We start from the raw sequence: 22,622 nt of genomic DNA on the forward strand, positions 1-22,622 counted from the left end.
CTGGTGATTGAGCTGAGCATCCAGACTGCGCTTCACACTACTTTCGATTGACAATCTTTGGATCACAGATCCTGACCCCACAGATCTGGCTATCTTCCGCTAACTTCTTGATCTGGTGATTGATCTGAGAACCCAGGCTGCGATTCACGCTACTGTCGAGTGCCTGCATGTTGCCAGTGACATCCTTGCCGCCAAGCTGCAAATCGGTCATGTGATCGACATCCTGACCTTTACCGACCTGTCCTCCATCTGCCTCGAATCGGTTTCTTGTCGAAGTACCTGACCTCTCGGGCACCGTAGGCTTCAACTCACCCCGTTTCGCTGCCGCATCGAGGTGTGCAACCTTCTTATCCGCGGCCGCGCGTTGGGCGGCGGACCAGCCCCGCTTGTACTTCAGAGTAATCTCGACCGTGTTGTCCGCGGCCTTCACGGCATCCACTGCACGATCAGCCGCCCGCGCCGCCTTGATCACCTGCCCTGTTCCAGGAACAGGACTCACAACCCCAACGGCGCTCCAAGCGACATCCATCGCCGCTGCGGCGACGCCGGTGCCGGTCCACAACGCTACACTGAGCTTGCCCAGGTCATAGACGAGAAACGCCACGTCTACCGGGCTATGACCATCCTCATCGACAAACTTGTAAGGATTGTTGTTGGCGTAGGCATATCGATTGATCGTTTGCAGCTGATCAAGGTCGAGTTGCGCCGGATCGACGCTCATGAATCTGCCGATCGCCGGATCGTAGTACCGGGCGCCCATATAGCTCAGGCCGGTTTGCTCATCGAAGGGCTTGCCCGCGAACCACAGCGCATTGTTGTCCGAGGTCGAGGCATCGACGAGGCGATCGCCGTAGGGCCGATACGTCTCCTTCCACACCGGGTTGCCATTGATGTCCGACGCGAGCGCTGGCGAGCCCGCATTGTCATTGTGGAAGAAAGTAATCGTCTCGCCCGCATGGGCGGGTGCGAGCAGGCACAGTGTCGCTATGCAGGCAGCGACAGCGCCCGCGAGGGCTCGACCGAAACGACAAGTGAGCAAGTCCATCGCTTTCATGGCGTTTCTCCCTCGGCATCAGCAAGAAGCAGATCGAGCACGGCCGGCAACCAGTCCAGATTCACGACGTTGATCTGCAGGACGACCGTGTTGCTGGAATTGGCGGCATCCCCGGAATAGACCGCCGTGATGGTGTGTGAGCCGAGCGCGAGCCCGAGCACATCGATACTCGCCCGGCCGTTGCTGACATATGCGGTGCCAATCACGGTGCCGCCAGCTCCCAAGAAGGTGACGGTGCCGGTGGGTGAGGCGCCGCCGACGTTCACGGTGAGCGTCACGCCAGCGTTTCGCTTCGCCACAACCGTACTGCTCGGCAGAGTCACGGGCGTGGGGGGGCGGGAATCGGAAACACGCTGCGCGACGCGCTTGCCGCCGATGTATATGTACTCGATGAGCTTGTTCGACTGCGTGGGCGTGTACTCCACGAGCAGATCGCCATTCGCGGCATGGAATTCATACGACGTCGTGCCCGCCTTGGTGATCGTCACCCGCTTGTTCAACCCGTCGTAGCCATAGGCGATGTTATTGCCGGCGGCACAATTGACGCAGCGTAGGTTGGGCGCGCTGTCGTACTGATACGTCGCCGCGCCATCGGCAGTGACATTGCCGCGACCGTCATACGAGTAAGTCGAGTTGTGACTGCCGGAGACGCCGGAGAGGCGGTTCTGACTGTCATAGGCGTACGTGAGGCTATAACTGCCGAAGCCCTGGCTTCGAATGTTGCCCGCGCCATCGTACGTGATCGCGCCGCTCCCCCACGGCCCGTTCGCGACGTTGAGCCTGTTCAGATCGTCGTATCCCAGCGAGCGATTCCTGCTTGCATCGGCCGCATCCGTGATGGTGGTTAGATTGCCCAGGCCATCGTAGAGGTAGTCGCTGCTCACGTAGTAGGTACCGGCTCGGCGCGTGCGAAACGCGCTCGGCCAGAGCCGATTGTTCTGCTCGTAGTTGGTGACAAGCCCGTTTGCGTACTCGATCTGTTGCAACATTCCGCTGGGCCAGTAGCTCACGGTGCTCACGTAACCCGACGCTTGCGTGGGGCGTCCCAATACGTCCGGCGCAAAGCTCACCACACGTCCCGAGACCGGATACGTGACGGAGGAAAGCTGGTCGTTTCCTGTATACCCATACTGCGCCACGAGCTGCACGCCGCCGATCGTGAGCGACTCGCTGGTCAGGTTGTCGTTCGCATCGTAGGCGAGAACGCGGCTCGCCACCGAAGAGGTCACGGTGCGCATCTTGTGGGTTTTCGAATAGGTCTGCGTCACCGACGGCGTGCCGGCCGGATAGGTGACGGCCACCAGCCGATTCTGGCCGTCATAGGCGAAGCTCGTGCTAGTCCCTCCCGTGGTGCGCGCCGTCATGTTGCCAGCCGCATCGCGCTCGAAAACGGTCGCGCCTGTCTCTGGATTGGTCTCCGAGACCAGGTACTTGCGACTGTCATAGCCCAGGCTCCGAGTCTGTCCCGCCTGCGTGACATCGGTGACCAGGTCATCCGGGCCGCGGGTGATCGTCACGTTCGCCGCCGAATCCGCGGCGACGATGCCCATGAGGATATTCGTCGCGGGACTTCCGTAAGCGCGATAGTTGTACGTCGTGTACTTGCCACGCTCGTCACGGATGGTGACGTTCGCCGGGCCATACGTGTACGCCTTGTACGTCGAATCGGGGTTCGTCACGCGCGTCAGACGGTCCAGCGCATCGTATTGATAGGCAGTTCCAAGGCTGATGGTTCCGGGGTTCGACTCGAACTTCTTGCGCCCCTGGGCGTCGTATTCATAAATGGTCGCAATCCCGCCCAGCACGATCCGTGTGGGACGCCTCAGTGCGTCGTGCTCGACCGTCTCGACCAACGCACCGCGCGTCGTGGTCCTGACAGATTTGGTAGCGCCGCTATATACGAGCGTAAGGTCATTCCCCAAAGGAACATCCACCGACGTAATCCGTCCCATGGAATCGCGCCCAAACCCAGTCACCCGCCCTTCGCCGTTGGTCATCGAAGTGACGAATCCCGCGTCGCTCACGACCCGACTCAGGGAGATGCCTTCCGGCTGCGTTTCCGTACGCGCTACGCCGCGTTTGTAATCGCTGAACGAGTGAACCAGCGAGCGCGGGTACGTCACCGTCGCCGTCGTGCCGTCCGGATGGTACGTGTAGCTCGTCGCCACCCCATCCTGCGTGCTCGATTCGACATCCGCCAGCGCGTTGAACGTCGTGCTCGACGATCCTGCCGGCGAAGTTCTGGTCGCGACCTGCCCGAGCACCCACTTCGATGTGTTGTTGTGGTACGTGATCTGAGTGGTGCGCGAGCCGCCATTCGGTCCGCTTTCGGCGATGGTTTGCGGCTGAAAGTAATTATCCCAGTTGGAATACACCGTCGAGTACGTCGCGCCCTCCTGGGCGATCGTTCGAGTCTTCGCAGTGCGAACGATACGCGCCAGGAATCCCGCCACTGACGGGACATAGGCGGACACCGGGAAAGTTTCCCAGGTGATCGACTCATCGCGGAGGATGGAAGCGGCGGCCGAGCCGGTCTCGATCCGAAACAGCGCCCCCTCCGTATCCTGATACTTGTTGCCGAAGGTGTAGCGCGTGAACACGCCCGGTCCTGTGACCTCGACCGTTCGCGTCGTCGGGGAGGCCGCCGTACACGCATTCGGTCCGCTGACGTAACAGCCGTTCGGTGGACCGTACGCATAGCTCCACGTCGCAGTGGGTATGTCCGGACCGCTGATCGTCTTGCTATAAAGCGCAATGTTGTCGTAATAGCGAGGTCGTTGCTCGCACACACCGGGATATCCTCCGTAGGGCGCGTGCGAGAGTCCCCTGCGCATGGGCGCGAACGCGAAGGCGCCCACCGCTCCCGATCGGTGCTCGATCGTGAGCGTCACTGCGCCACTATATGGAGGCCATTCGCAGTCCGTCGGCTTGCCCCGCGTGACGCTACCCGTGAGGTACGAGCGCCATGTCGTCGAATCCGGAAAGGTGACGCGAAAGCCGGAGGAATAGTCGTAGGTCCAGGTTCGTGTTCCATCGCTCACCGAGCTCACGGGCCCCTCGGGCGATACATACGCGATGGTGATCTGCCTGCCGTCGCTCGCCGTGATCGACGTTAGATCCTTCCCCGAATAGGTATATGAAACCCAGTTGCCGTAACGGTCTTCGACACGCGTGAGCAGGATCCGCCATTCGCTGCGGGTAAGCGTGATGATGTCGCCCAGCGTGTTCAACTTGCGCAAGGTCGACACTTGCCGCCAGTGAACCAAATGGTCGAAGTAATACTTCTTGCCATCCGGCGCACGCGCCAGAAACCCCTCGCCCGCCCATCCGTTGGCGGTCGATGGTAGACATGAGAAGTGCCAGTGGTCTTTGGTCGCCCAGCGATACGTCGCGCCGTCGGTCGGCGCATTGGCCGGGTTCGCAATCAACATCAGTTGCTCGCCGCTGCCGGGCATGTACAAGTGATTGCCGTGCCAATACTCATTGCCTGCCCAGTAATCGTTGTCATCGCTCTTGGGATCGGGGATCTCTGGAGGTCCGTTGACGTACGAGCAGCGCTGCTGAGTGAAGGAACTGGTGTGAGGCCCCGTTGCCGCGACCCATTGGTTCTTGGAGTACACGCCGCCCACATACGGAACCTCGTACCGGCTCCAGGTCATCATGTTTGAGAGCGAGGTGCTGTTATGCTGATTGCCGAGGCCGGAATCGAAGGCCTCCAACGAGCGCTGATACTTGACCGGCAGATCGCTATTGCCTGGCAGATCGACATCGGTGACCAGGAACGAGGTCGCTCCCGAATAGGAATCGGTCTGGTCGCCGAAGAGCGCCGGCCCCAAGGTCGCCTCGTGACCCGCCCCGGGCATCTGTGTTGTGTAGTCCTCGAGCACCGTTCGGTCTTGCGAGCGGACCGGGCCGGCGATCAAAGCGGCGCCAATGACGCTCAACGCGACGGCCCAGGACCGGCAATACTTACGAGAAACATCACCAATACACGCACTCATGGCTCGTAGATCGTCCTTTCTATCCGTCATGTTTTTATGTCTCTGCAGCAAATCGGCACAACACAAGACGACGCGAGCAATGCATCGCGAGTCTCGTTGTTCGAAGTGGGAAGCCGGGACGGTTGTCCTATGGCGGCAGCGCGTGTCGTTTGCACATGTCTTGCATCCTTGTGCGACCGGTCTGTTGTGTAGCCAACGCCCTCGAGCGATCAAGCGTTGTCTTTATCAGTTTGCGACACGAGATTGCATTCGCATAATTTGTCTGTCAACAAAGTTCACGAGCCGGAACCGACAATCAGGGTTTAGCCTAGCGACTTGCTCCGCTGATGCGATCATCGGAGCGCCGCTATGACTCGACGCGCACGATCTCGCACTTGCCGCCTTGTGATACGTCGAGGCGGTACGTAACACTGATCTGCTGCACCTTCGCCGACATCAGCGCAGCACAAATCGCCTTGCCGCCCGGCGTTGTTTCCCTGACCCACGCCTCGTAGCGCCCCCAGCAATCCGCATAGACTGGAAGTTGAATGCCACAGATGGTGTCCGTCAGGCCCAACGGATTTTCCACGAATCCGGCGATGTATTTATAGCTTGGGTCATGAGCGAGCGTCTCGGTCCGCGCATTCATTCTCTCCCTTTCTAATTGTTTAGAGAGCGCGATGAAGTCGCGCTGAGCCCCCCCCATCGTCGTCAGGATTCAGGTTTTCCCCGCCTATTGCTCCGAGATAGATGGGTCAACTTAGGAAACTTTCTCGATGGCGGCAAAGTCGACCGCGATGGGTATGAGCGCGCAGAAAGGTCGAGCACAGTTGCGGGGGTCGCGAGTGACCCTCGCAAAGGCACGTCGATTGGCGACGACTATCCACATCGAGAGCGACACCGTGATCCCGCGTCGCTTCAAATCACCGCAAATTCGACGAGTCTGCAGATCGTCGGGTTGGCGCTATCGGGCACCACACTCATGGCCACCGTGCTGCCTTGAGCTTTGGCCATCATGAGCGCTGCCGCGTACACGTTGTAGTTCGCTGTTTCACGACCATTGTTGTCATAGACGGGGGCGATAAACACAAATTCGGACCCTCCATTGCCGCAAGGATCCGCCACCCCCTGCAGATACACGCGAACGGGGAAATTGCCCTGACCGGAGAAATAGAGTTGTTGAATGGTACCGGTGAGTGCCGACGCATCGGCCGCGATGAGTAAACCCAACGATGCCAGAATGTTCCGAAGGAGCTTAGGGGCACGCATGCTATTTGAGTCCTCTTACGTTAGAGACACGAGACAAGCTCGACCGCTCGATTCATTCGTGGACCATAGAACCGAGGCCAGATCGACCGAATGCGAACGCACGCCCTCGGAGTGATTGCACCGTACGCCGCGGGGGCAGACTGAGGATCAGTCAGTGGTCAAGGATGTAATGCTTCGCACGCGCGACGAGGCGAACGACGCATGCGAGCGGCAATAGAGCTGCACCACGACCGTGGAAAGGGCTTGCTCCGATCATCCCTGATGTAGACATACATTGCCCTCGCCGCCGCCGGCTTGTTAATACCGACACCGGACCAGACCGGGGGCAACCCGAGCGGGTTGTCATCGAAGAAGTCTCAACAGGAGCGCGAACAGACGAGGCGAACAAATATGTTTCTTCGTGGCTTCCATGCACTTTCTCGCGACGCTGAATCCTCACGTACAATGTCGCAATCGACAATGAGGTGTCAACGAGCACTGCGCCCAGCACGTATCGATTCAGGATTTCCCCGAATCTGGGACGGCGCGCTGAAACGATTGCGACTTCATATGGACGCAAACTGCGGGACGACAACTTGGCTACAGGTTTCCGGGCAAACGCATTTCTTCGATACCTCGACCTCACTACTTCTTCGCCGACTTCTTCTTTGCCGACTTCTTCTTTCTCCACGACGCTCGACTGTCGCCGTCTTGAATTGGTTCGCCTGTCGGTACAAATTGCGTATCCTCATCCGCGGGTGCGTCCGCGTCGTGCGGTGGTGTAACCTGCGAGTCCAAATTGACATCCGCGAGTGCTCCCATGAGCGAGTCCAATCTGCAGCTTCGATCCCTGATCACCGCCGGCGGTGAGTTGCAGCTGTCGTTGCGTCAGGCGAAAACGCCCGAGCCGGCAGCGGACGAAGTCGTCATTCGCGTGTTGGCGTCGCCGATCAACCCTTCCGACCTCGGCCTGCTGCTCGGCCCGGCGGACATGTCCACTGCCAAAGCCGGCGGCTCCTCTGACAGTCCGACGCTGACAGCGAAGATTCCACCCGAGCTCATGGCAGGCGTGGCGCCGCGCATCGACCAATCGATGGTCGTTGGCAATGAAGGCGCCGGTGTCGTCGTCAAAGCCGGCGCCGATGCTCAGAAGCTGGTTGGGAAGACCGTCGCCGCACTCGGCGGTGGCATGTACGCGCAGTACCGCGTGGTGAAAGCGGCGGCGTGTCTGCCATTACCCGAAGGAACCACACCCGCCGAAGGCGCGTCCTGTTTCGTCAATCCTCTCACCGCGCTCAGCATGGTCGAGACCATGCGCCGCGAGAATCACACTGCGCTGGTTCACACCGCCGCTGCATCCAATCTCGGACAGATGCTCAACAAGATCTGCCTGAAGGACGGAGTCCCGCTCGTGAACATCGTGCGCAACGCCGAGCAAGCGGAAACACTCCGCAAGCTCGGTGCAAAGTACATTTGTGACAGCACCTCGCCGAAATTCATGGAGGAGCTCACCGACGCCGTCGCAGCGACCGGCGCCACGCTCGCGTTCGACGCCATCAGCGGCGGCAGGCTGGCGAATAAGATTCTGATTGCCATGGAAGCCGCCATCAATCGCAAGCTCACCACCTACAACCGATACGGCTCGCCCGTGCACAAGCAGGTGTACACGTACGGGGTGCTCGACACTCGCCCGATCGAAATCGATCGCACCAACGTCGGCATGGCGTGGGGCGTCGGCGGCTGGCTGCTCACCTACTTCCTGGAGAAGATCGGTCCGCAGGCCACGCAGAAGCTGCGCGAGCGGATCGTGGCCGAGCTGAAGACCACGTTCGCCAGTCATTACACCGCGGAGATCTCATTGATCGAGGCTCTGCAACCCGAAGTGATCCAGGCTTACAACCGGCGGGCGACCGGCGAGAAGTACCTGATCAATCCGCACAAAGGTTCCTGACAATCCACCGATGAATTCTGGTTCCAGTCCCTCGGCGCCCGCCGAAATCGCCGGCGTGCGCTTCGAAGAAATTCCCACTCAACACGGATCTCGCCTGGGGTTCGCCAGGCTCAACGCCGAGAAATCGTTGAACGCGCTGGCGCACGACATGATCCGGCTGCTCGATGCTCAGCTGCGACGCTGGGCCGCGGATCCGGACATCGCGTGCGTGATCCTGCATGGCGCTGGCGAGAAAGCCTTCTGCGCCGGCGGCGACATTCGCAGCCTCTATCAATTACTGAAGAAACATCCGGACACGGTGCCCAACCCCACGGCGCTGGTCTACTTCACCGACGAATATCGGCTGGATTATCTGATCCATCGCTATCCGAAACCGTTGCTGGTCTGGGGCAGCGGCATCGTGCTCGGCGGCGGGCTCGGATTGATGGCCGGCGCGAGTCATCGCGTCGTCACCGAAACCTCCCGCATCGGCATGCCGGAAGTGACGATCGGATTGTTCCCCGATGTCGGCGCCAGCTGGTTTCTACAGCGCATGGCCATGCGCACCGGACTGTTCATGGCGCTCACCGGCGTGCAGATCAACGGTCACGATGCAGTCGTGGGTGGCCTCGCCGATTATCTCCTGCGATCCACCGACCGGGACACTTTGTTCGCACGCTTGCCGAACGCGGCTTGGACGACCGATCCGATGGAGAATCGGGAAGTGCTATCTGCCCTGCTCCGCGAGTTTGCGAGTCAGGCAACGGGAGTCATGCCCGCGTCCAACTTCAAAGCCTGCGAGCAAGAGATCCAATCGTTCTGCCGCGGCGAGTCCGTCGCAGAAATGGTGTCTCGGATCGTTCGCTATGACGGCGATGTGGATTGGCTGAAGCGCGCGTCAGCCACGCTGGCCGCGGGATCGCCGACCTCCGCTGTGTTGGGTTTCGAACTGCAGCGGCGCACGCGAGAGCTCAGCCTCGCCGACACGTTCCGGCTCGAACTCATCGTGACACTCCAGTGCTGCGCCCGGCCGGATCTCGCTGAAGGCATACGCGCGCTGCTGATCGACAAGGACCGCAAGCCGCAATGGCAACCCCGCACGATGGAAAAGATCACGCCGCAATGGATCAACGGGCACTTCGCAGCGCCCGTCTGGCCTGACGGCCGGCATCCACTGGCTGATCTCGAAAACTCTCAATTGGCGTAGATCTGCAGTCGCTCGATCAGCGGGCGGGATACACCCCAAATACCGATACTGCACCCGTCGCTGTACCCGCCGATCATTTGTCCCGTGGCGCTGGCCTGCATGAGGATGGCGATGCGCTGTTTACTCTGCAGAGTATCTTCGATCCTCACCAGATACGGATTTCCGGCCGAACAGCTCCCAACACCTGGATCCGGGGTCAGATAAACGGCCATGTAATCCCCGTGATGCAGGAGCAACGACACTTTCGCATCCCACGCCCCGGCGACCGACGCCCACAGCCCGCCAACCATCACCAACAATGCTCCACGGATATTCACTTCGTCACTCCTTTTGACACGCAGAAGAATCGTCGCCAGCTGTTTGGGAAGATCGCTTGAAACTCGAGACGTCGAGCCGGGCAATGACAGACCGCCCTGTCTGACCGCGCTGTTCTTGTTCTTCGCTACATCCCTGCCGACTCATGTCGGAAATAAACTGCTACCGCGGCCGGCGATTGTCAATGGCAACCGCGCACGATGGAGCGATCACACCGCGGCGGATCGACGGGCGCTTCGCAGCGCTCGTCTGGCGAGCGTTATTTCTTCGGTGTCGGCGGAATATTCAAGCCGGCTTCGACCGCCGGCCGCGACAGGAATGCGTGCAGCACTCGCTGCACGTTGAGGAAGGTCTTGAAGCCCACCAGCTCGCCGGCCTCGTAATAGCCGACGAGGTTGCGCACCCACGGGAAGATCGCGATATCGGCGATGGTGTACTGATCGCCCATCATCCAGCCCTTGCCTTCCAGCTGCTTGTCGAGCACGCCGAGCAGCCGCTTGGATTCGTTGATGTAACGATCGCGCGGCCGCTTGTCTTCGATCTCCTTGCCGGCGAATTTGTGGAAGAAGCCGACCTGGCCGAACATCGGCCCGATACCGCCCATCTGGAACATCAGCCATTGAATGGTCTGGTAGCGCAGGATCGGATCCTGCGGGATCAGTTTGCCGGTCTTGTCGGCCAGGTAAATCAGGATCGCGCCCGACTCGAACAAGGCCAGCGGCTTGCCGCCCGGGCCATTCGGATCGATGATGGCGGGGATCTTGTTGTTCGGATTGAGCGACAGGAATTCCGGCGTCAGCTGATCGTTGGTGTCGAAGCTGACCCGATGCACTTCATACGGCAGCCCGATTTCTTCCAGCGCGATGGAGATCTTCACGCCGTTCGGCGTGGGCAACGAATACAGCTGCAGCCGGTCGGGATGTCGGGGCGGCCACTTCTTGGTGATCGGGAACGCTGAAAAATCTGCCATGACGGTGTCCTCTGAAGGTGCCGTCATTGTCGCACTATCCGGGCGCCGCGCGAGACGCGACACCGGAATAAGTGTCATGTCAGATTTTCCTTGTCGACTGGGAACGAATCTGCAACCGACCGTCTGGACGGATAGTCGCGCCCAAGGCGTTGTAATCCACGTAGGTGGGATGACGAGTGTCCATGGGGCGCTGATGTGTGGCCGTAATAACCACCACTGGCGCTCCCGCTGCTTCACCGGCGCGAATGCCGGCAGCTGCATCTTCGAACACCACGCAATCGTCGGCGGTCCACCCGAGCTGTCGCGCGGCGAGTTGATAACACGCCGGATCCGGCTTGCCTCTGGGAATATCCTCGGCGGTGATGAAAACGGACGGCGGCTTCAATCCGGCCGCTGCGAGCCGCCGAACGGCGAGCGCTCGTGGCGCTGAGGTGACGATGGCCCAGCGACCTTCCGGCAACGTCGAGACGAACTCCCGCGCACCTGGAATCGGGTGCACGCCTTCGACGTCCTCGATTTCCGCAAGCGTGATGGCATGCGCCTCGGCGACGGGATCCACACCGGGAATATTCAGCTGACGCACCGAGTCGACGGCGCGTTGGCCGTGAATGCCATGCAGGAACGTGCGAGCGTCGATGCCGAATTGCGCGGCCCAGCGAGTCCAGACCCTTTCGGCGGCCTCGATGGAGCTGAGCAGCGTGCCATCCATGTCGAACAAGATGGCCGCGAACGAGCGGCCATCGAACAAAGCCTCGAATTGAGTCATTCCAGCGCGGGTCTCCAACATCCGGCCTAAGTTAACACACCGTGCTGGAATGAAGACCCGGCTTGCCCGCTCACGGGCAAGCTCCTTGCAACTCAGGCCGCCCGCTCCATTACGGCAGAATCGTCGCGATATGACTCCGCACGGCGACGCTGTGTACGCTGGGGAGCTGCGACCGATTCGCCGGTGTTGAAGTAATCCACTTCGGCGATCAGTTGCTGCGACTGTTGCTCCATGCCCTTGGCCGCAGCGGCGGCCTGTTCGACCAACGCCGCATTCTGCTGGGTCGATTCATCCATGCGCGTCAGCGCTTGGTTGACCTGCTCGATGCCGGCCGCCTGCTGATGGCTGGCGCTCGCGATCTCGGCGACGATGCCGCTGACCTTCTTGATGCTGTCCATGATGGCATCGAGCGCTTTGGCCGATTCGTCCACCAATCCGGTGCCTGCCTGGACTTTCTGAACGGATTCGCCGATCAAACCTTTGATCTCTTTCGCTGCCGCGGCACTACGCTGAGCCAGCGCACGCACTTCGGAGGCGACAACCGCAAAACCCCGTCCCTGCTCGCCCGCGCGGGCAACTTCCACTGCCGCGTTCAACGCCAGCAGGTTTGTTTGAAACGCGATCTCGTCGATGACGCCGATGATATCCTCGATCTTGCGGCTCGACTGATTGATCTCGTTCATGGCACCGGTAGTACGCGAGGCAATGGCCACCGAACGTTCCGCCTGTTCGCGCGCTTCGCTGGCGAGACGATCGGCTTGTCTCGCATTGTCCGCGTTCGCTTTCACGGTGGCGGTCATTTCTTCCATGCTGGCGGCGGTCTCTTCGAGAGACGCCGCCTGCTCCTGCGTGCGTGTCGACAGGTCGTCATTGCCTTGGGAAATTTCGCCCGCGGAGAAGCCAACGGATTTCGAAGCACTGCGGACCTGACCGACGATCTCGGCGAGCCTGGCGCTCATTCGCTCGCATTCACCGATGACACTGCCTTCCGGCGCGCCTGCGCGAATCGCGGACAAGTCGCCGGCAGCGATGCGCTTCATCAATCCATCGCCGTTTGTGGCTCACCGCCGATCGGACGCAACACCAACTGCTGCAGCAACAGCATCAACACGCCCAGCACGGCGCAGCCCGCGACGATGGCGCCGGCGATGATGGTCATGGCGCGCGAGCGCTGAGCTGCCGCCACTTCGGCCGCCGGATAGGCTGCGACGACTTTGAAGCCCCACTCTGGAAATGTTTTCTCCAGGCGCACCCAGCCCGGTTCGTTGCTGTTGACGGCCTTGTCGACGGTCTGTTCGTCGACGTGGGACGAACGAAAGCGCACCTTGCCCTTGTCGTCGACCACGGCGACCACGCCGCCCTTCAACAAGCGGGCGCGGCCGACGGTGTCCTCCAACAATTTCACGTCCACCTGATAGCCGACATAGAGAATGCCGACGGTCGAGCCCGCGGCATTTCTGATGGGCTCGTAGCCGGTGACATAGGGCGTGCCCAGGATGTCCACCTGGCCGTAGAACGCCCGGCCCGCGTCGATCTGGGCGATGGCGCTGCCGTTCGGATCGAGCACCGTGCCCACCGCGCGTTTGCCCTCCTTCATCACGTTGGTCGACACACGCACGAATTTGTCGCCGGACTTCGAGAAGAGCGTGACGGTGCCGCCGGCAACAGCGGTCACCGCATCGGCCAACTCATATTTCTCGGCCTGACCGTGAGCGCCGAACATCAGGTTCGGAACGGTGTGCTCGCCCACTTGCACCATGGGACCCGCCGTGGCCGGTCCGAGCGCCTGGCTGCGTTCCTGCAGCAGCTTCATGGCAGACTGCACGCGCAATCCCAACTGCTGATCCGTCATCGCCAGCAAATCGAGAACGCTCGCGACCTCACGCGCTGCCTGTGCGGACGCCTGTTCGCGCAGCTGCGTGCCTTCATGGACAGCGAAATAGACCGCGACAGCAATGGAAATGGGCAGCAGCACACTGCTGATGAACAGGGCAATACGCCCTTTCAGCGACTTCGGCATGAACAACGAATCCTCTCGGGAGCGACCGCGCCGCCCCATCAAAATGGCAGCGAGTTTGCCGACGCGAGCCCCAGCAAACCGGGCAATGTTCACGCTACCAATGGCTCGCAGTGTGATCCAAACCCGAAATCGGGGAACCCCGTAGACGGCGGGCGACGAGACGAGGCGCTCGTGTCAGACTATTCCTCCAAACCTCCTCGGGCGAACGCATGATCATCCACCTCGTCGACGGCACCTACGAGCTGTTCCGCCATTTCTATGGCCTGCGCCGGTTCAACAAGGGCCAGGACAAGCCGCTTGGCGCGGCCAACGGCGTGTTGCACACGGTGCTGGAGTTGATCGAACAAGGCGCGACTCACGTCGGAGTCGCCACCGATCACGTCATCGAGTCGTTTCGCAACCAACTGTGGGCGGGCTACAAAACCGGCGAAGGCATCGAGCCGGCGCTGTGGTCGCAATTTCATCCGCTCGAGCGCGCGCTGCTCGCAATGGGTGTCGCGACCTGGCCCATGGTCGAACTGGAAGCCGACGATGCCTTGGCCTCCGCCGCCCACCTCGCCGCGCTGGATCCTCGCGTCGAGAAGATTTGTATCTGGACGCCGGACAAGGACCTCGCTCAATGCGTGCAGGAGGATCGGATCGTGCAGATGGATCGCAAAGGCAAAGCGATCCGCAACGCCAAGGACGTGCAGGAAAAGTTCGGTGTGCCGCCCGCGTTGATTCCGGATTTTCTGGCGCTGGTCGGCGATACGGCCGACGGCTATCCCGGGCTCGAAGGCATCGGCAAGGTCGGCGCCGCGCGTCTGGTCAACAAATATGGGGCGATCGAGAAATTCCCGGCTGACGTGCTCGGCGCCGAGCGCTGGGAAGAAGCACTCTTGTTCAAGCGTCTCGCGACGCTGCGAACGGACGCACCGCTGTTCGATAACGTCGACGCGATCGAGTGGCGCGGCCCAAAGGAAGAATTCGTCGCCTATGCCGAGCAATCCGGCGATGCGCGACTGCTCGAGCGCTGCCGGAACGCGGCAGCGAAGATCGCCGCTTGATCTACCGCTTGGTGACGTACTGCCGCGCGTCCTTGAGCGCCGTTCGCGGCGAATCCGGCGCCGCGAGCTCAAGTAGCTGAGAGTAGAAAGCGCGAGCCTTCGCCGTATCGCCGGCAGTGCGCGCCGCCGTAGCCGCACCCAGCAGACTGTTGAAACGTCGCGGGTACAACTGCAGCGATTTTTGATACGCCTCGAGCGCTTCGGCGGGGTTCTTTTGTTCGGTGTACAGATCGCCCAGCAATTCGTACGCGGGCAACGTCGGCCCGGGCGTCACGGCATGTTTCGGGGTCGAGACTTCCAGCTCGGCCGCCCGCCGCATGATTTCGATGCTCTTCGCCTCCTGCCCCTGAGCATGCGCCGACCACGCCGCGAGTTCGAGATTGAGCACGCGGATATTGCGAGCAAACAAATCCTCACCGGCCTTGCTCGCGACGCCTTCCAGCTCATCGAGCCGCGTTAGCGCGAGTTGCACCTCGGCGTTCTTGCCAAGATGAGCAGCACCGAGACCCCGGCCGAATCTCGCCGTCGCTTCGGCCCACATGAAACGATCCCAATCGAGATAGGTCGGCGTGCGCGGCTCGATCTTCAACGCTGCATTCCAATCGCGCCGTTCGAGCGCGGAGCGCGTTTGCGTGGAGGCGAGATGAAACGCCGTCTTGAACGTCGGCTCCATTCGCGGCGTGCTCTGCAATCGGTGCAACTGCGCCGCCGCTTCGTTGTCCGCGCCCTGCTGTAGATAGGCGTAGATCAGATATTCGATGGCGTGAGCGAACTCATCCCAAACCCACTCACCCTGCTCGCCCGCCGGATGTGACAACGCCGCATCGGCGGCCCGCAGATTGCCCTTGATCACGCCGTCCCAATCGCCGAGGCGCGTATAGATATGCGTCGGCATGTGCAGCGCATGAGGATTGTTGGGCGCGATCGAATCGTACTTTCTGATGATGTCCAGGAGCTCACGCTCTCGCCCCGGCACATCGTTGGCATGCACGAGGTAATGCATCACGCCCGGATGGTCCGGCTGCTTCCGATACACCTCGAGCAGAATCGCCGCCGACTGGTCGGCATGTTCTCGAAGGTTGCCGCTGGCCGGCGTCGTGGCCAGATGAGACAACGCGAACAAGACCGCCGCCTCGTCGTCTCCCGGCAGCGCTTCGTAGGCCTGGCGCGACGCTTGTTCCCAACGGCGGATGCGCGCCCAGTAGTCAGTCGATTCGGGCTGCGTGTAGAACGCCTCCACTGCGTCGATGAATCGCAGCTCCCGCGGACTCGATTGCAACGCCTTGGCCTTCTGCACCTCGTCCCATCCACGAGACAGCGCGGCGGCGTTCGGACGCGTCGGCCACAACGGCTGAAACAACGTCATCGCCACGCCCCAGTGCGCCATGGCACAGCCCGGCTCGGCCTGGGTGATTTGTTCGAAGGCCTGGCGCGCCTGCGGGTAAGTCATGTGATGGAGCAGCGTGACAGCACGATTGAACTGCTGCTGCGCCGGCGCCGAACAGGACACCGGAAAGTCGACTTTGCCTGACGAGGCATGGTCGTGCTCGGCGGCGCTGGCCATCGCGGCCAGCAGCGCCATCGATAACAACGCTTTTCGCAAGTCGGGCCGATTCGCCATGCTCGCCCCCATCGTTGTAATGGGGGCTAGCCTGGGCGCTCCGCGCGCCGGTTGCAATGGTCAAATGGGCCCTCAGAAGCCTACTTGGTAGAGCACGCGGAAGGTGCGGCCAATTCCCTTGAAATACCGCACGTCGATCGGGCTGGTTTGCGAGTAGTAGGTGAAATAGTCTTCGTTGGTCAGATTCTGGACGGCGGCAGTGAACGTGCCCCCGAACGCTGCGAGATCGGCGCTCAGATCGACAGTGGTGTAGCCGTCGAATTCGTTGATCGTGACGCCGGCGCGGTTCTCGAAGTCGCGATCCAACAAATGATTCACCTGCAACCGCGACGTGATGGACGGCGTCCAGGCACGGTCCCAGCTCACATTCACGCGATCGGGCGCGATGTTGGCGCCGCCGAGATCCGAGTCGACGCGGCCGTCGGCGTTGGAGTCAAAGCGACCCTCGGTCTGCGCATAACGCACACCGAAGGTGTCAGCGTCCGTCGCGCGCCACGACGTGCGGAACTCGAAACCATCGATCTCCGTCTTCTCGCGCTGAACGGTGTAGATGCCGTCGTTGCCACGCTGCAGGCGCTGGCCCAAATCGGAATTGGAGCGGAAGTAGGCGACCTGCGCGTCCAGGATGGCGTTCTTGAATTCGAGGCCGACCTCGGCGTTGCGGGTCAGCACCGGCTTCAGATCGAGAAAACTCTCGACGCTCTGATTGGGAACATTGATGCCTCGGAGCACGCGCCCCACATCGGGCATGGAGAACGCTTCGGCGCGATTGGCAAACACACGCCATGCATCGGTCAGTCGATAGGTGGCGCCGATGTTGTACAGGGTCTCCGAGAAGTCAGGCTCGCCGCCGCGAACGAAACGACTGCCCGCCGAGGCCAGGGTCGTGAAGTCATCGACCTCGAGCTTCGCTTTCTCATAACGCACGCCGCCCGTCACCGTCAGCCGGTCGATGCCGGTGTAATCGAGCTGCAGGAATGGCGCGTAATTCTCGTAGCGCGACTTCGGCACCCAGCTGCGCCCGGTCTGGATCAGCTCCTGCCAGGTCTCATCGATCAGCACGTCGAAGCCGTACACCAGCGTGACTGGGACGCCTGCGACATCCCGCTTCGACAAGGTCACCTTGAGTCCCTGCTTTTCCGAATTGTTCTGCGATTGATCGATCAGATTCGGGCCATAGGCCGGGTCCTGGAACGTATCGAGCGGCGTGGCCTCGGCGCCATAGGTCGCTTCCAGATCCTGACTGAACAGCTGCGCTTTGAGGTTCTGGCCGAGGAACACCTCGTTCGTGTAAGTCAGCGCGAGATTCGTCACCCTGTTACGAGCGCCCTCGCCCGCGATGTAACCTTTCACCGCGCTGCTCGGCACGCCGTTCGCCACACTGCCCGGCACCGAGATCCAGTCGTTGTTGCCCTCGATGTCGTAGCGATTGAGCATCAGCTCGATGCGCTGATCGTCCCAGTCATAACCTGTCTTGAGGAACGCGTTCAGGGTGCGCGAGTCCATCGTGTCGCCCTGCGTGTTGTCGGAGCCGATCACATCGCCGTTGGCGTCGTATGAGATGCCGGACTCGCGATAGCTCAAGCTCGCCAGCACATCGGCATTGCCGAAACGATTCGAGAGGCTGTAGGTCACGCCGTAATCCGCGCTCTCGCCCACGTCCTCGGTTTGAAATGTGCTGTCGACGCGAACGTTCTGCTCGAACTTCTCGGACGGTCGCTTGGTGATCAGGTTGATGATGCCGCCCGAGGCGCCCAGACCATGGATCGCATTCGCACCGTGGAGCACTTCAACACGCGACAGCACGGCGGAGTCGATGATGTGTCCGTCGCGCCCGCCTTCGCGCAGCGGGCTGGACTGCGGGATGCCATCGATCATATAGAGCGGCTTGCGACCGCGCAGGCTCTCGCCGGCGTTGGTCATCTTCTGACGGCTCGGCGAATAGCTCGGGATCAGATTGCCCAGCACCGTCGAGATGTCGTTGTGGATGGCCAGCTGCTGCGCGAGCTCGACCGAGCTGATGACGGTCACGGTATTGGGGATGGTGCTCAGCGGCCGGTCGATGCGGCTCGACGTCACCATGACCTCTTCCAGCTCCGTGCCGGCGGCGTCCGCCGCGAGCACATTGCCACTGAATGCCGTCACGACCAGCGCGGACACGGCAACGCATTCTTTCCCGATCAAAATCGCGATCTCCCGACAGGTTTGCGCACGAACGGACGTCGCGACATGCCGGCGGGTGGTCGCTAGAGGTGCGGCGCGAAGCATACGCTCCAGTCGCATCAAATGCGAGCCGTTCGCATTTGATTGACTACTGACTGACCGCCAGTCATTATTTACCCATGACACAGCACGATGTGAGTCAGTGGCCGCTGGTCGTTTCCATCATCGATAGCAACACCTTGCAGGACGACCTGCGCGAAGTGGCCGAGCGCTGGCGCGATTGGCTGAGCTGGAACGAGCCGTTCGCGGCCCTGCAGATCTTCAGTGCCTGCGACGAAGGCCTGCTGACCGAGCGCGACCGTGTGTTGAGCTGGTGGCTCGATGCGCAGCGCCGCCAGATCCGGCGCAATGTGGTCGCCCTCGCCTCCGTCATCCCCTGCGCTCATTATGAAAAGATGCCGCACATGGGGACGCACGAGTTCTTCGGCATCCCGACCGCGACCTTCGCATCGATCAGCACCGCGTTGTGCTGGCTCGAAGCGCGAGCGTTCCGGCCTCACGATCTCGCGTTCAATCGAGCCGCCGTCGAAGCCACCCTGGCCGGTGTCGCGTAGTGACGGCAGCACCGGTTCGAGCGCGCGGCCGCCCCCGCACCAAGCCTGCCGAGCTGCGTCGTGAAGAATTGCTCGACGCCGCTCAACAGCGCTTTCTCGACAAAGGCATCGGCGCGACCAGCATCGATGACATCGCCAGCGCCGCCCACGTCGCCAAGGGCACCTTCTATTTGTACTTCCCTTCCAAGGAAGCGCTGCTGCTTGCGCTCCAGGAACGATTCGTCGCCGGCTTCCTGGAGCGCCTGGAGCAAGCCATGGAAAGTTGCGGCCCGGAGCGTTGGCGGCCCAAGCTGCAAGCGTGGGTGAGCACCGTCATCGAGGGCTACCTCGACAATGTCCGGCTGCACGATGTGATCTTCCATGAGACCCAGCCGTACGATCGCCACGCCATGAGCAACAACTCGGTGATCGATCAATTGACGACGCTGCTCGACGACGGCGCCCGGGCCGGCGCCTGGCTCGCCGAGGAGCCTCGCGCCACGGCGGTCATGTTCTTCCATGCCCTGCACGGCGGCGTGGATGCCGCCATCGCCGACAGCAAGAAGATCGATCGGGCAAAACTGATTCGCAATATCTCCACGTTCATCGAGCGGGCGCTGAACGCGACTTAAGGCCGTTACCTATGAAGCATTCGAGAGTCTGGTGGTTGGCTGCGCTCGGCTGTCTGATCGCGCCGATCGCGTTTGCGCAGCAGTTCAGTGTCGCGGTCTTCAGCAAGACCGCCGGTTGGCATCACGAGTCCATCAATGAAGGCGTGACCGCGATACGAGAGCTCGGCAAGCTGCACCACTTCGAGGTGTTCTGGACCGAAGATCCGAACCGTCTGTTCAAGGACGAGGAGCTTTCCAAGCACGCGGCCGTCGTGTTCCTGCTCACGACCGGCGATGCGTTGAACGATGAGCAGCAAGCCACGTTCGAGCGCTACATCCGTCAAGGTCGTGGCTTCGTCGGCGTGCACAGCGCCGCGGACACGGAGTATCAATGGCCGTGGTACACCAAGATGCTCGGGCACATGTTCCGTCGCCATCCGGCCATTCAAACCGCCATGGTGAAGGTCGAGAGCCGCGACTTCCCCGGCATGGAGCGCTTCGCACCGCGCTTTCTCGCGACCGAGGAGTGGTATGAGTTCGACGCATCTCGCTCACCGGCGCTGAAGTATCTGTTATCGGTGGATGAGTCGACGTATCAGCCGTCCGAGCAACGTCGGGCGGAAGCCAAGACAGTGCCGCTGCATCCGATCAGCTGGTATCAGCCGTACGACGGCGGGCGCGCCTTCTACACAGCGCTAGGACATCTGCCCGCGACCTACTCCGACCCGCTCTTCACGCATCACCTCTATGGCGGCATCTATTGGGCCGCGACCGGCAAAGGTCTCACCAAGCCTTAAGCTTTCCGAAAGCGTAAGCCCAGCAGCACGACCGCGCCGCTGATCATCACGATGAGCGCGACGTAAGTTGCGTGCTTCGACTGTGCGTAAGTGATGCTCGAATAGAGCAGATAGGCGCAGGTCGCGATGAACAGCAGCGGAAGCACTGGATACAGCGGCACGCGAAACGGCCGCGGGCGCTCCGGGTCTCGCCGCCGTAGCACGAGCAACGCGATGCCGCTGAGCATGAAGAAGAACCAGAACACCGGCGCGGTGAATTCGACCATGGTGGAGAAACCATCTTTCTCCAGCGCGCCGAATACGATCAGCGCCAGCGCGATCGCAGCCTGAACGATGAAGCCCACGGTGGGCGCATGGCGCTCGCCCTGCCACTGACCCATGAAGCGCAGCGCCGACCAGTCCTGCGCCACCGAATAGTTACTGCGTGCGCCGACGATCATGGTCGAATTCATCGAGGTCAACGCCGCGACGGCGACGATCACGCCGAGCAACTGCCCGCCGAACGGCCCCAACGCCCGCTCGATCACATCGATGCCGACGGCTTGACTCGACTTGAGCTGCTCGAAGCCCAGGCCATGCAGGACGCTCGCGACGAAAATCAGATAAGCGAGCGTGATGATGCCGATCGAAACGACCAGTGCGCGCACGATCGCACGCGGCCCGCCACGAACTTCGGCGGAGACATACGCCGCTTCATTCCAGCCACCGAACGTCAACAGCACGAACACCATCGCAAGACCGAACGCACCGGCTCCGTCCGACGACGCCGTGGCGGCGACCGGCGCCGACGATTCGAGCGTCATCCCCGCCGCAGCCACCAACAGCACGCCTGTGATCTCGATCAACGTGAGTGCATTTTGCATTCGCGAGGAGCCGCGCAGTCCGATGAGGTTGATGACGGTCAACAGCACGACTGCCAGCGCCGCATACATCGCTGAGGAGTATTCGCCGAGGCTGAACAGGCGTGTGAGATAGTCGCCGAGAATGAAGCCGAGCAAGGCGATCGAGCCGGTGCAGATCACGGCGCTGCGCGCCCAGGCGAATAGAAAACTCACATTCTTGCCATAGGCGCGCGTGAGAAAGGTGTAGTCGCCGCCGGCGCTCGGATAGGTCGTGGCCAGCTCCGCATACGTGAGCGCGCCGATCAATGACAGGACCCCGCCCAGGACCCACGCCAACAACATCAGCTCCGGTGAGCCTGCGATGCCGGCGACCAGCGAAGGTGTCTGGAAGATACCGGCGCCGATCACGATGCCGACCGTGATCATGGTCGCATCGAAGACGCTCAGTGTCGGCGTCGGAACGTCTCGGTCTGCTAGCGGCGCGGCAATTCCCTCTGATGCACGATCACCTTCGAGGGACATGCTCATGCGCTAGCTGCGTGTCCCAATGTACGTCGAAGTCGAATCGTTGCGGGTGACCTGCGCTTCGATGCGATTGCCTTTCAGCTCGCCCTTCAGGCGCGTGTGCACATCGCCCTCCGAAAACATCATCTCGACCTGGTTGCCGCGCACCTCGGCATTGGTGACGTCGTCGCTGCCCTTGCCCACCGTGCCGGACAACTTCTGGAATGTTTGCACCAGCTTCACATCGAAGCTGTCCTGGCCGCGCTGCTGCTTGAACGTCCACTTGCCCGAAACATCGGCAGGGACGATCCACAGGTAAGCCGAGCCGTCGGTGGACACGGAGCTTTCATCCGGCCGCCAGTCGTCCATGAGAAACGAATGCGACACGACGCGCGTACCCGGCTTCATTTTCAGGAGGGTGGGCCGCAGTTTCAGATTCAGTTCCGGCAGCAAATACAGCGTGACGACATTGGCGGCGCTGAAGTCCGTCTCGAAGATATCGCCCTGGATGACTTTGACTTTGTCGGCGACGCCTTCGGCGCGGACGAAGCATTGAGCCAGTTGCGCCATCTCGGGATTGTATTCCACCCCTACCGCTCGAGCGCCGAACTGTTTCGCGGCCGCGATGGCGATTTTGCCGTCGCCGGCGCCGAGGTCGTAAACCAGATCGCTTTTGCCGACCCGCGCCATCTCGAGCATCCGCGTGACCAGCGGATCGTTGGTCGGCACCCAGACCACGTCTTTGCCGGGCTGGCCGGTGGAAGGCTTGTATGATTTTTCGCAGTCCTGGCGGGAGGTCTCGGCGCCGAGCGCCTGAGCCGCGATGCCAACGATCAGCAGCAGCCCGAGACCCCAGGCCCGTTGCAAACGATGACGAGGCGACATCGGCATGTTCGATCCCTCCCACGGACGATCTGGGTGAACGCGGCGCGAGCCGGGAAAGTTCACCGACAAC

19 protein-coding genes are annotated in these 22,622 nt (G+C 61.4%); 6 read left to right on the plus strand and 13 right to left on the minus strand.

Annotation, left to right across the window (positions count from 1 at the left end; translation table 11 throughout):
• Positions 1 to 37 precede the first annotated feature (37 nt).
• The 4 genes from GYH35_RS01625 to GYH35_RS01640 form a co-directional block, all read right to left on the minus strand.
• Positions 38 to 1,054 carry an RHS repeat domain-containing protein gene (locus GYH35_RS01625; RefSeq protein WP_202624019.1) on the minus strand — a complete coding sequence of 339 codons (1,017 nt, stop codon included), beginning with the start codon at positions 1,052 to 1,054 and terminating at the stop codon, positions 38 to 40.
• Entirely contained in the window at positions 1,051 to 5,085 is a 4,035-nt protein-coding gene (locus GYH35_RS01630; RefSeq protein WP_161827489.1) for an Ig-like domain repeat protein, read from the minus strand. Before GYH35_RS01630 ends, GYH35_RS01625 begins: the two co-directional genes overlap by 4 nt.
• A gap of 316 nt (positions 5,086 to 5,401) precedes the next feature.
• Positions 5,402 to 5,683, minus strand: coding sequence for a hypothetical protein (locus GYH35_RS01635; protein ID WP_161827490.1), 282 nt, complete (start codon positions 5,681 to 5,683; stop codon positions 5,402 to 5,404).
• Positions 5,684 to 5,952: 269 nt separating this feature from the next.
• A complete protein-coding gene (locus GYH35_RS01640; protein WP_161827491.1) occupies positions 5,953 to 6,303 on the minus strand; it encodes a hypothetical protein in 351 nt (116 codons plus the stop codon).
• 799 nt (positions 6,304 to 7,102) lie between these two features.
• Here GYH35_RS01640 and GYH35_RS01645 point away from each other — a divergent pair.
• Together GYH35_RS01645 and GYH35_RS01650 are read left to right on the plus strand one after the other, a co-directional pair.
• Entirely contained in the window at positions 7,103 to 8,233 is a 1,131-nt protein-coding gene (locus GYH35_RS01645; RefSeq protein ID WP_161813898.1) for a zinc-binding dehydrogenase, read from the plus strand.
• Positions 8,234 to 8,243: 10 nt separating this feature from the next.
• A complete protein-coding gene (locus tag GYH35_RS01650) occupies positions 8,244 to 9,419 on the plus strand; it encodes an enoyl-CoA hydratase/isomerase family protein (RefSeq protein WP_161813897.1) in 1,176 nt (391 codons plus the stop codon).
• Here GYH35_RS01650 and GYH35_RS01655 read toward each other — a convergent pair.
• The 5 genes from GYH35_RS01655 to GYH35_RS01675 all read right to left on the minus strand — a co-directional run bounded on the left by GYH35_RS01655 (position 9,407) and on the right by GYH35_RS01675 (position 13,490).
• Positions 9,407 to 9,736 (minus strand): hypothetical protein, encoded by a 330-nt coding sequence (locus GYH35_RS01655; RefSeq protein ID WP_161813896.1) that lies wholly within the window; start codon positions 9,734 to 9,736, stop codon positions 9,407 to 9,409. The genes GYH35_RS01650 and GYH35_RS01655 overlap by 13 nt on opposite strands.
• Before the next feature lie 257 nt (positions 9,737 to 9,993).
• Positions 9,994 to 10,704 carry a glutathione S-transferase N-terminal domain-containing protein gene (locus GYH35_RS01660; RefSeq protein ID WP_161813895.1) on the minus strand — a complete coding sequence of 237 codons (711 nt, stop codon included), beginning with the start codon at positions 10,702 to 10,704 and terminating at the stop codon, positions 9,994 to 9,996.
• A gap of 79 nt (positions 10,705 to 10,783) precedes the next feature.
• Positions 10,784 to 11,470 carry an HAD-IA family hydrolase gene (locus tag GYH35_RS01665; RefSeq protein ID WP_161813894.1) on the minus strand — a complete coding sequence of 229 codons (687 nt, stop codon included), beginning with the start codon at positions 11,468 to 11,470 and terminating at the stop codon, positions 10,784 to 10,786.
• Between the two features lie 92 nt (positions 11,471 to 11,562).
• A complete protein-coding gene (locus GYH35_RS01670) occupies positions 11,563 to 12,510 on the minus strand; it encodes a methyl-accepting chemotaxis protein (protein WP_161827492.1) in 948 nt (315 codons plus the stop codon).
• The gene (locus GYH35_RS01675) at positions 12,510 to 13,490 is read right to left on the minus strand and encodes a Cache 3/Cache 2 fusion domain-containing protein (protein ID WP_161827493.1); all 981 of its coding nucleotides are present in this window, start codon (positions 13,488 to 13,490) and stop codon (positions 12,510 to 12,512) included. Before GYH35_RS01675 ends, GYH35_RS01670 begins: the two co-directional genes overlap by 1 nt.
• 209 nt (positions 13,491 to 13,699) lie before the next feature.
• Between GYH35_RS01675 and GYH35_RS01680 the strand changes: the two genes are divergently transcribed.
• Positions 13,700 to 14,536: a 5'-3' exonuclease gene (locus GYH35_RS01680; protein ID WP_161827494.1), complete on the plus strand. Its 837-nt coding sequence runs from the start codon at positions 13,700 to 13,702 to the stop codon at positions 14,534 to 14,536.
• Between the two features lies 1 nt (position 14,537).
• On the opposite strand, the gene GYH35_RS01685 is transcribed toward GYH35_RS01680, so the two are convergent.
• Positions 14,538 to 16,157, minus strand: coding sequence for a tetratricopeptide repeat protein (locus GYH35_RS01685; RefSeq protein WP_161827495.1), 1,620 nt, complete (start codon positions 16,155 to 16,157; stop codon positions 14,538 to 14,540).
• 72 nt (positions 16,158 to 16,229) lie between these two features.
• A complete protein-coding gene (locus GYH35_RS01690; RefSeq protein WP_202624020.1) occupies positions 16,230 to 18,317 on the minus strand; it encodes a TonB-dependent receptor in 2,088 nt (695 codons plus the stop codon).
• Between the two features lie 182 nt (positions 18,318 to 18,499).
• Here GYH35_RS01690 and GYH35_RS01695 point away from each other — a divergent pair, with 182 nt between their 5' ends.
• From GYH35_RS01695 to GYH35_RS01705, 3 genes are read left to right on the plus strand one after another with little or no spacing between them, the layout of a single operon-like run.
• Positions 18,500 to 18,934 (plus strand): hypothetical protein, encoded by a 435-nt coding sequence (locus tag GYH35_RS01695; protein ID WP_129645624.1) that lies wholly within the window; start codon positions 18,500 to 18,502, stop codon positions 18,932 to 18,934.
• Positions 18,934 to 19,545 carry a TetR/AcrR family transcriptional regulator gene (locus tag GYH35_RS01700; RefSeq protein WP_161813890.1) on the plus strand — a complete coding sequence of 204 codons (612 nt, stop codon included), beginning with the start codon at positions 18,934 to 18,936 and terminating at the stop codon, positions 19,543 to 19,545. Before GYH35_RS01695 ends, GYH35_RS01700 begins: the two co-directional genes overlap by 1 nt.
• An 11-nt stretch (positions 19,546 to 19,556) precedes the next feature.
• A complete protein-coding gene (locus GYH35_RS01705) occupies positions 19,557 to 20,321 on the plus strand; it encodes a ThuA domain-containing protein (RefSeq protein ID WP_161813889.1) in 765 nt (254 codons plus the stop codon).
• Here GYH35_RS01705 and GYH35_RS01710 read toward each other — a convergent pair.
• Positions 20,318 to 21,691, minus strand: a complete 1,374-nt coding sequence (locus GYH35_RS01710) for an APC family permease (protein WP_202624021.1) — start codon at positions 21,689 to 21,691, stop codon at positions 20,318 to 20,320. The genes GYH35_RS01705 and GYH35_RS01710 overlap by 4 nt on opposite strands.
• A 3-nt stretch (positions 21,692 to 21,694) precedes the next feature.
• A complete protein-coding gene (locus GYH35_RS01715) occupies positions 21,695 to 22,558 on the minus strand; it encodes a class I SAM-dependent methyltransferase (protein ID WP_202624022.1) in 864 nt (287 codons plus the stop codon).
• Positions 22,559 to 22,622 lie beyond the last annotated feature (64 nt).

The organism is Steroidobacter agaridevorans (genome assembly GCF_009932555.1).
Lineage (GTDB): Bacteria > Pseudomonadota > Gammaproteobacteria > Steroidobacterales > Steroidobacteraceae > Steroidobacter > Steroidobacter agaridevorans.

Coding starts and splice junctions, on each gene's coding strand:
- GYH35_RS01680 (WP_161827494.1), top strand. CDS start 13,700: ATGATCATCCACCTCGTCGACGGCACCTACGAGCTGTTCCGCCATTTC.
- GYH35_RS01635 (WP_161827490.1), bottom strand. CDS start 5,683: ATGAATGCGCGGACCGAGACGCTCGCTCATGACCCAAGCTATAAATAC.
- GYH35_RS01645 (WP_161813898.1), top strand. CDS start 7,103: ATGAGCGAGTCCAATCTGCAGCTTCGATCCCTGATCACCGCCGGCGGT.
- GYH35_RS01640 (WP_161827491.1), bottom strand. CDS start 6,303: ATGCGTGCCCCTAAGCTCCTTCGGAACATTCTGGCATCGTTGGGTTTA.
- GYH35_RS01675 (WP_161827493.1), bottom strand. CDS start 13,490: ATGCCGAAGTCGCTGAAAGGGCGTATTGCCCTGTTCATCAGCAGTGTG.
- GYH35_RS01650 (WP_161813897.1), top strand. CDS start 8,244: ATGAATTCTGGTTCCAGTCCCTCGGCGCCCGCCGAAATCGCCGGCGTG.
- GYH35_RS01625 (WP_202624019.1), bottom strand. CDS start 1,054: ATGAAAGCGATGGACTTGCTCACTTGTCGTTTCGGTCGAGCCCTCGCG.
- GYH35_RS01705 (WP_161813889.1), top strand. CDS start 19,557: ATGAAGCATTCGAGAGTCTGGTGGTTGGCTGCGCTCGGCTGTCTGATC.
- GYH35_RS01685 (WP_161827495.1), bottom strand. CDS start 16,157: ATGGCGAATCGGCCCGACTTGCGAAAAGCGTTGTTATCGATGGCGCTG.
- GYH35_RS01695 (WP_129645624.1), top strand. CDS start 18,500: ATGACACAGCACGATGTGAGTCAGTGGCCGCTGGTCGTTTCCATCATC.
- GYH35_RS01670 (WP_161827492.1), bottom strand. CDS start 12,510: ATGAAGCGCATCGCTGCCGGCGACTTGTCCGCGATTCGCGCAGGCGCG.
- GYH35_RS01660 (WP_161813895.1), bottom strand. CDS start 10,704: ATGGCAGATTTTTCAGCGTTCCCGATCACCAAGAAGTGGCCGCCCCGA.
- GYH35_RS01710 (WP_202624021.1), bottom strand. CDS start 21,691: ATGAGCATGTCCCTCGAAGGTGATCGTGCATCAGAGGGAATTGCCGCG.
- GYH35_RS01665 (WP_161813894.1), bottom strand. CDS start 11,470: ATGACTCAATTCGAGGCTTTGTTCGATGGCCGCTCGTTCGCGGCCATC.
- GYH35_RS01630 (WP_161827489.1), bottom strand. CDS start 5,085: ATGACGGATAGAAAGGACGATCTACGAGCCATGAGTGCGTGTATTGGT.
- GYH35_RS01715 (WP_202624022.1), bottom strand. CDS start 22,558: ATGCCGATGTCGCCTCGTCATCGTTTGCAACGGGCCTGGGGTCTCGGG.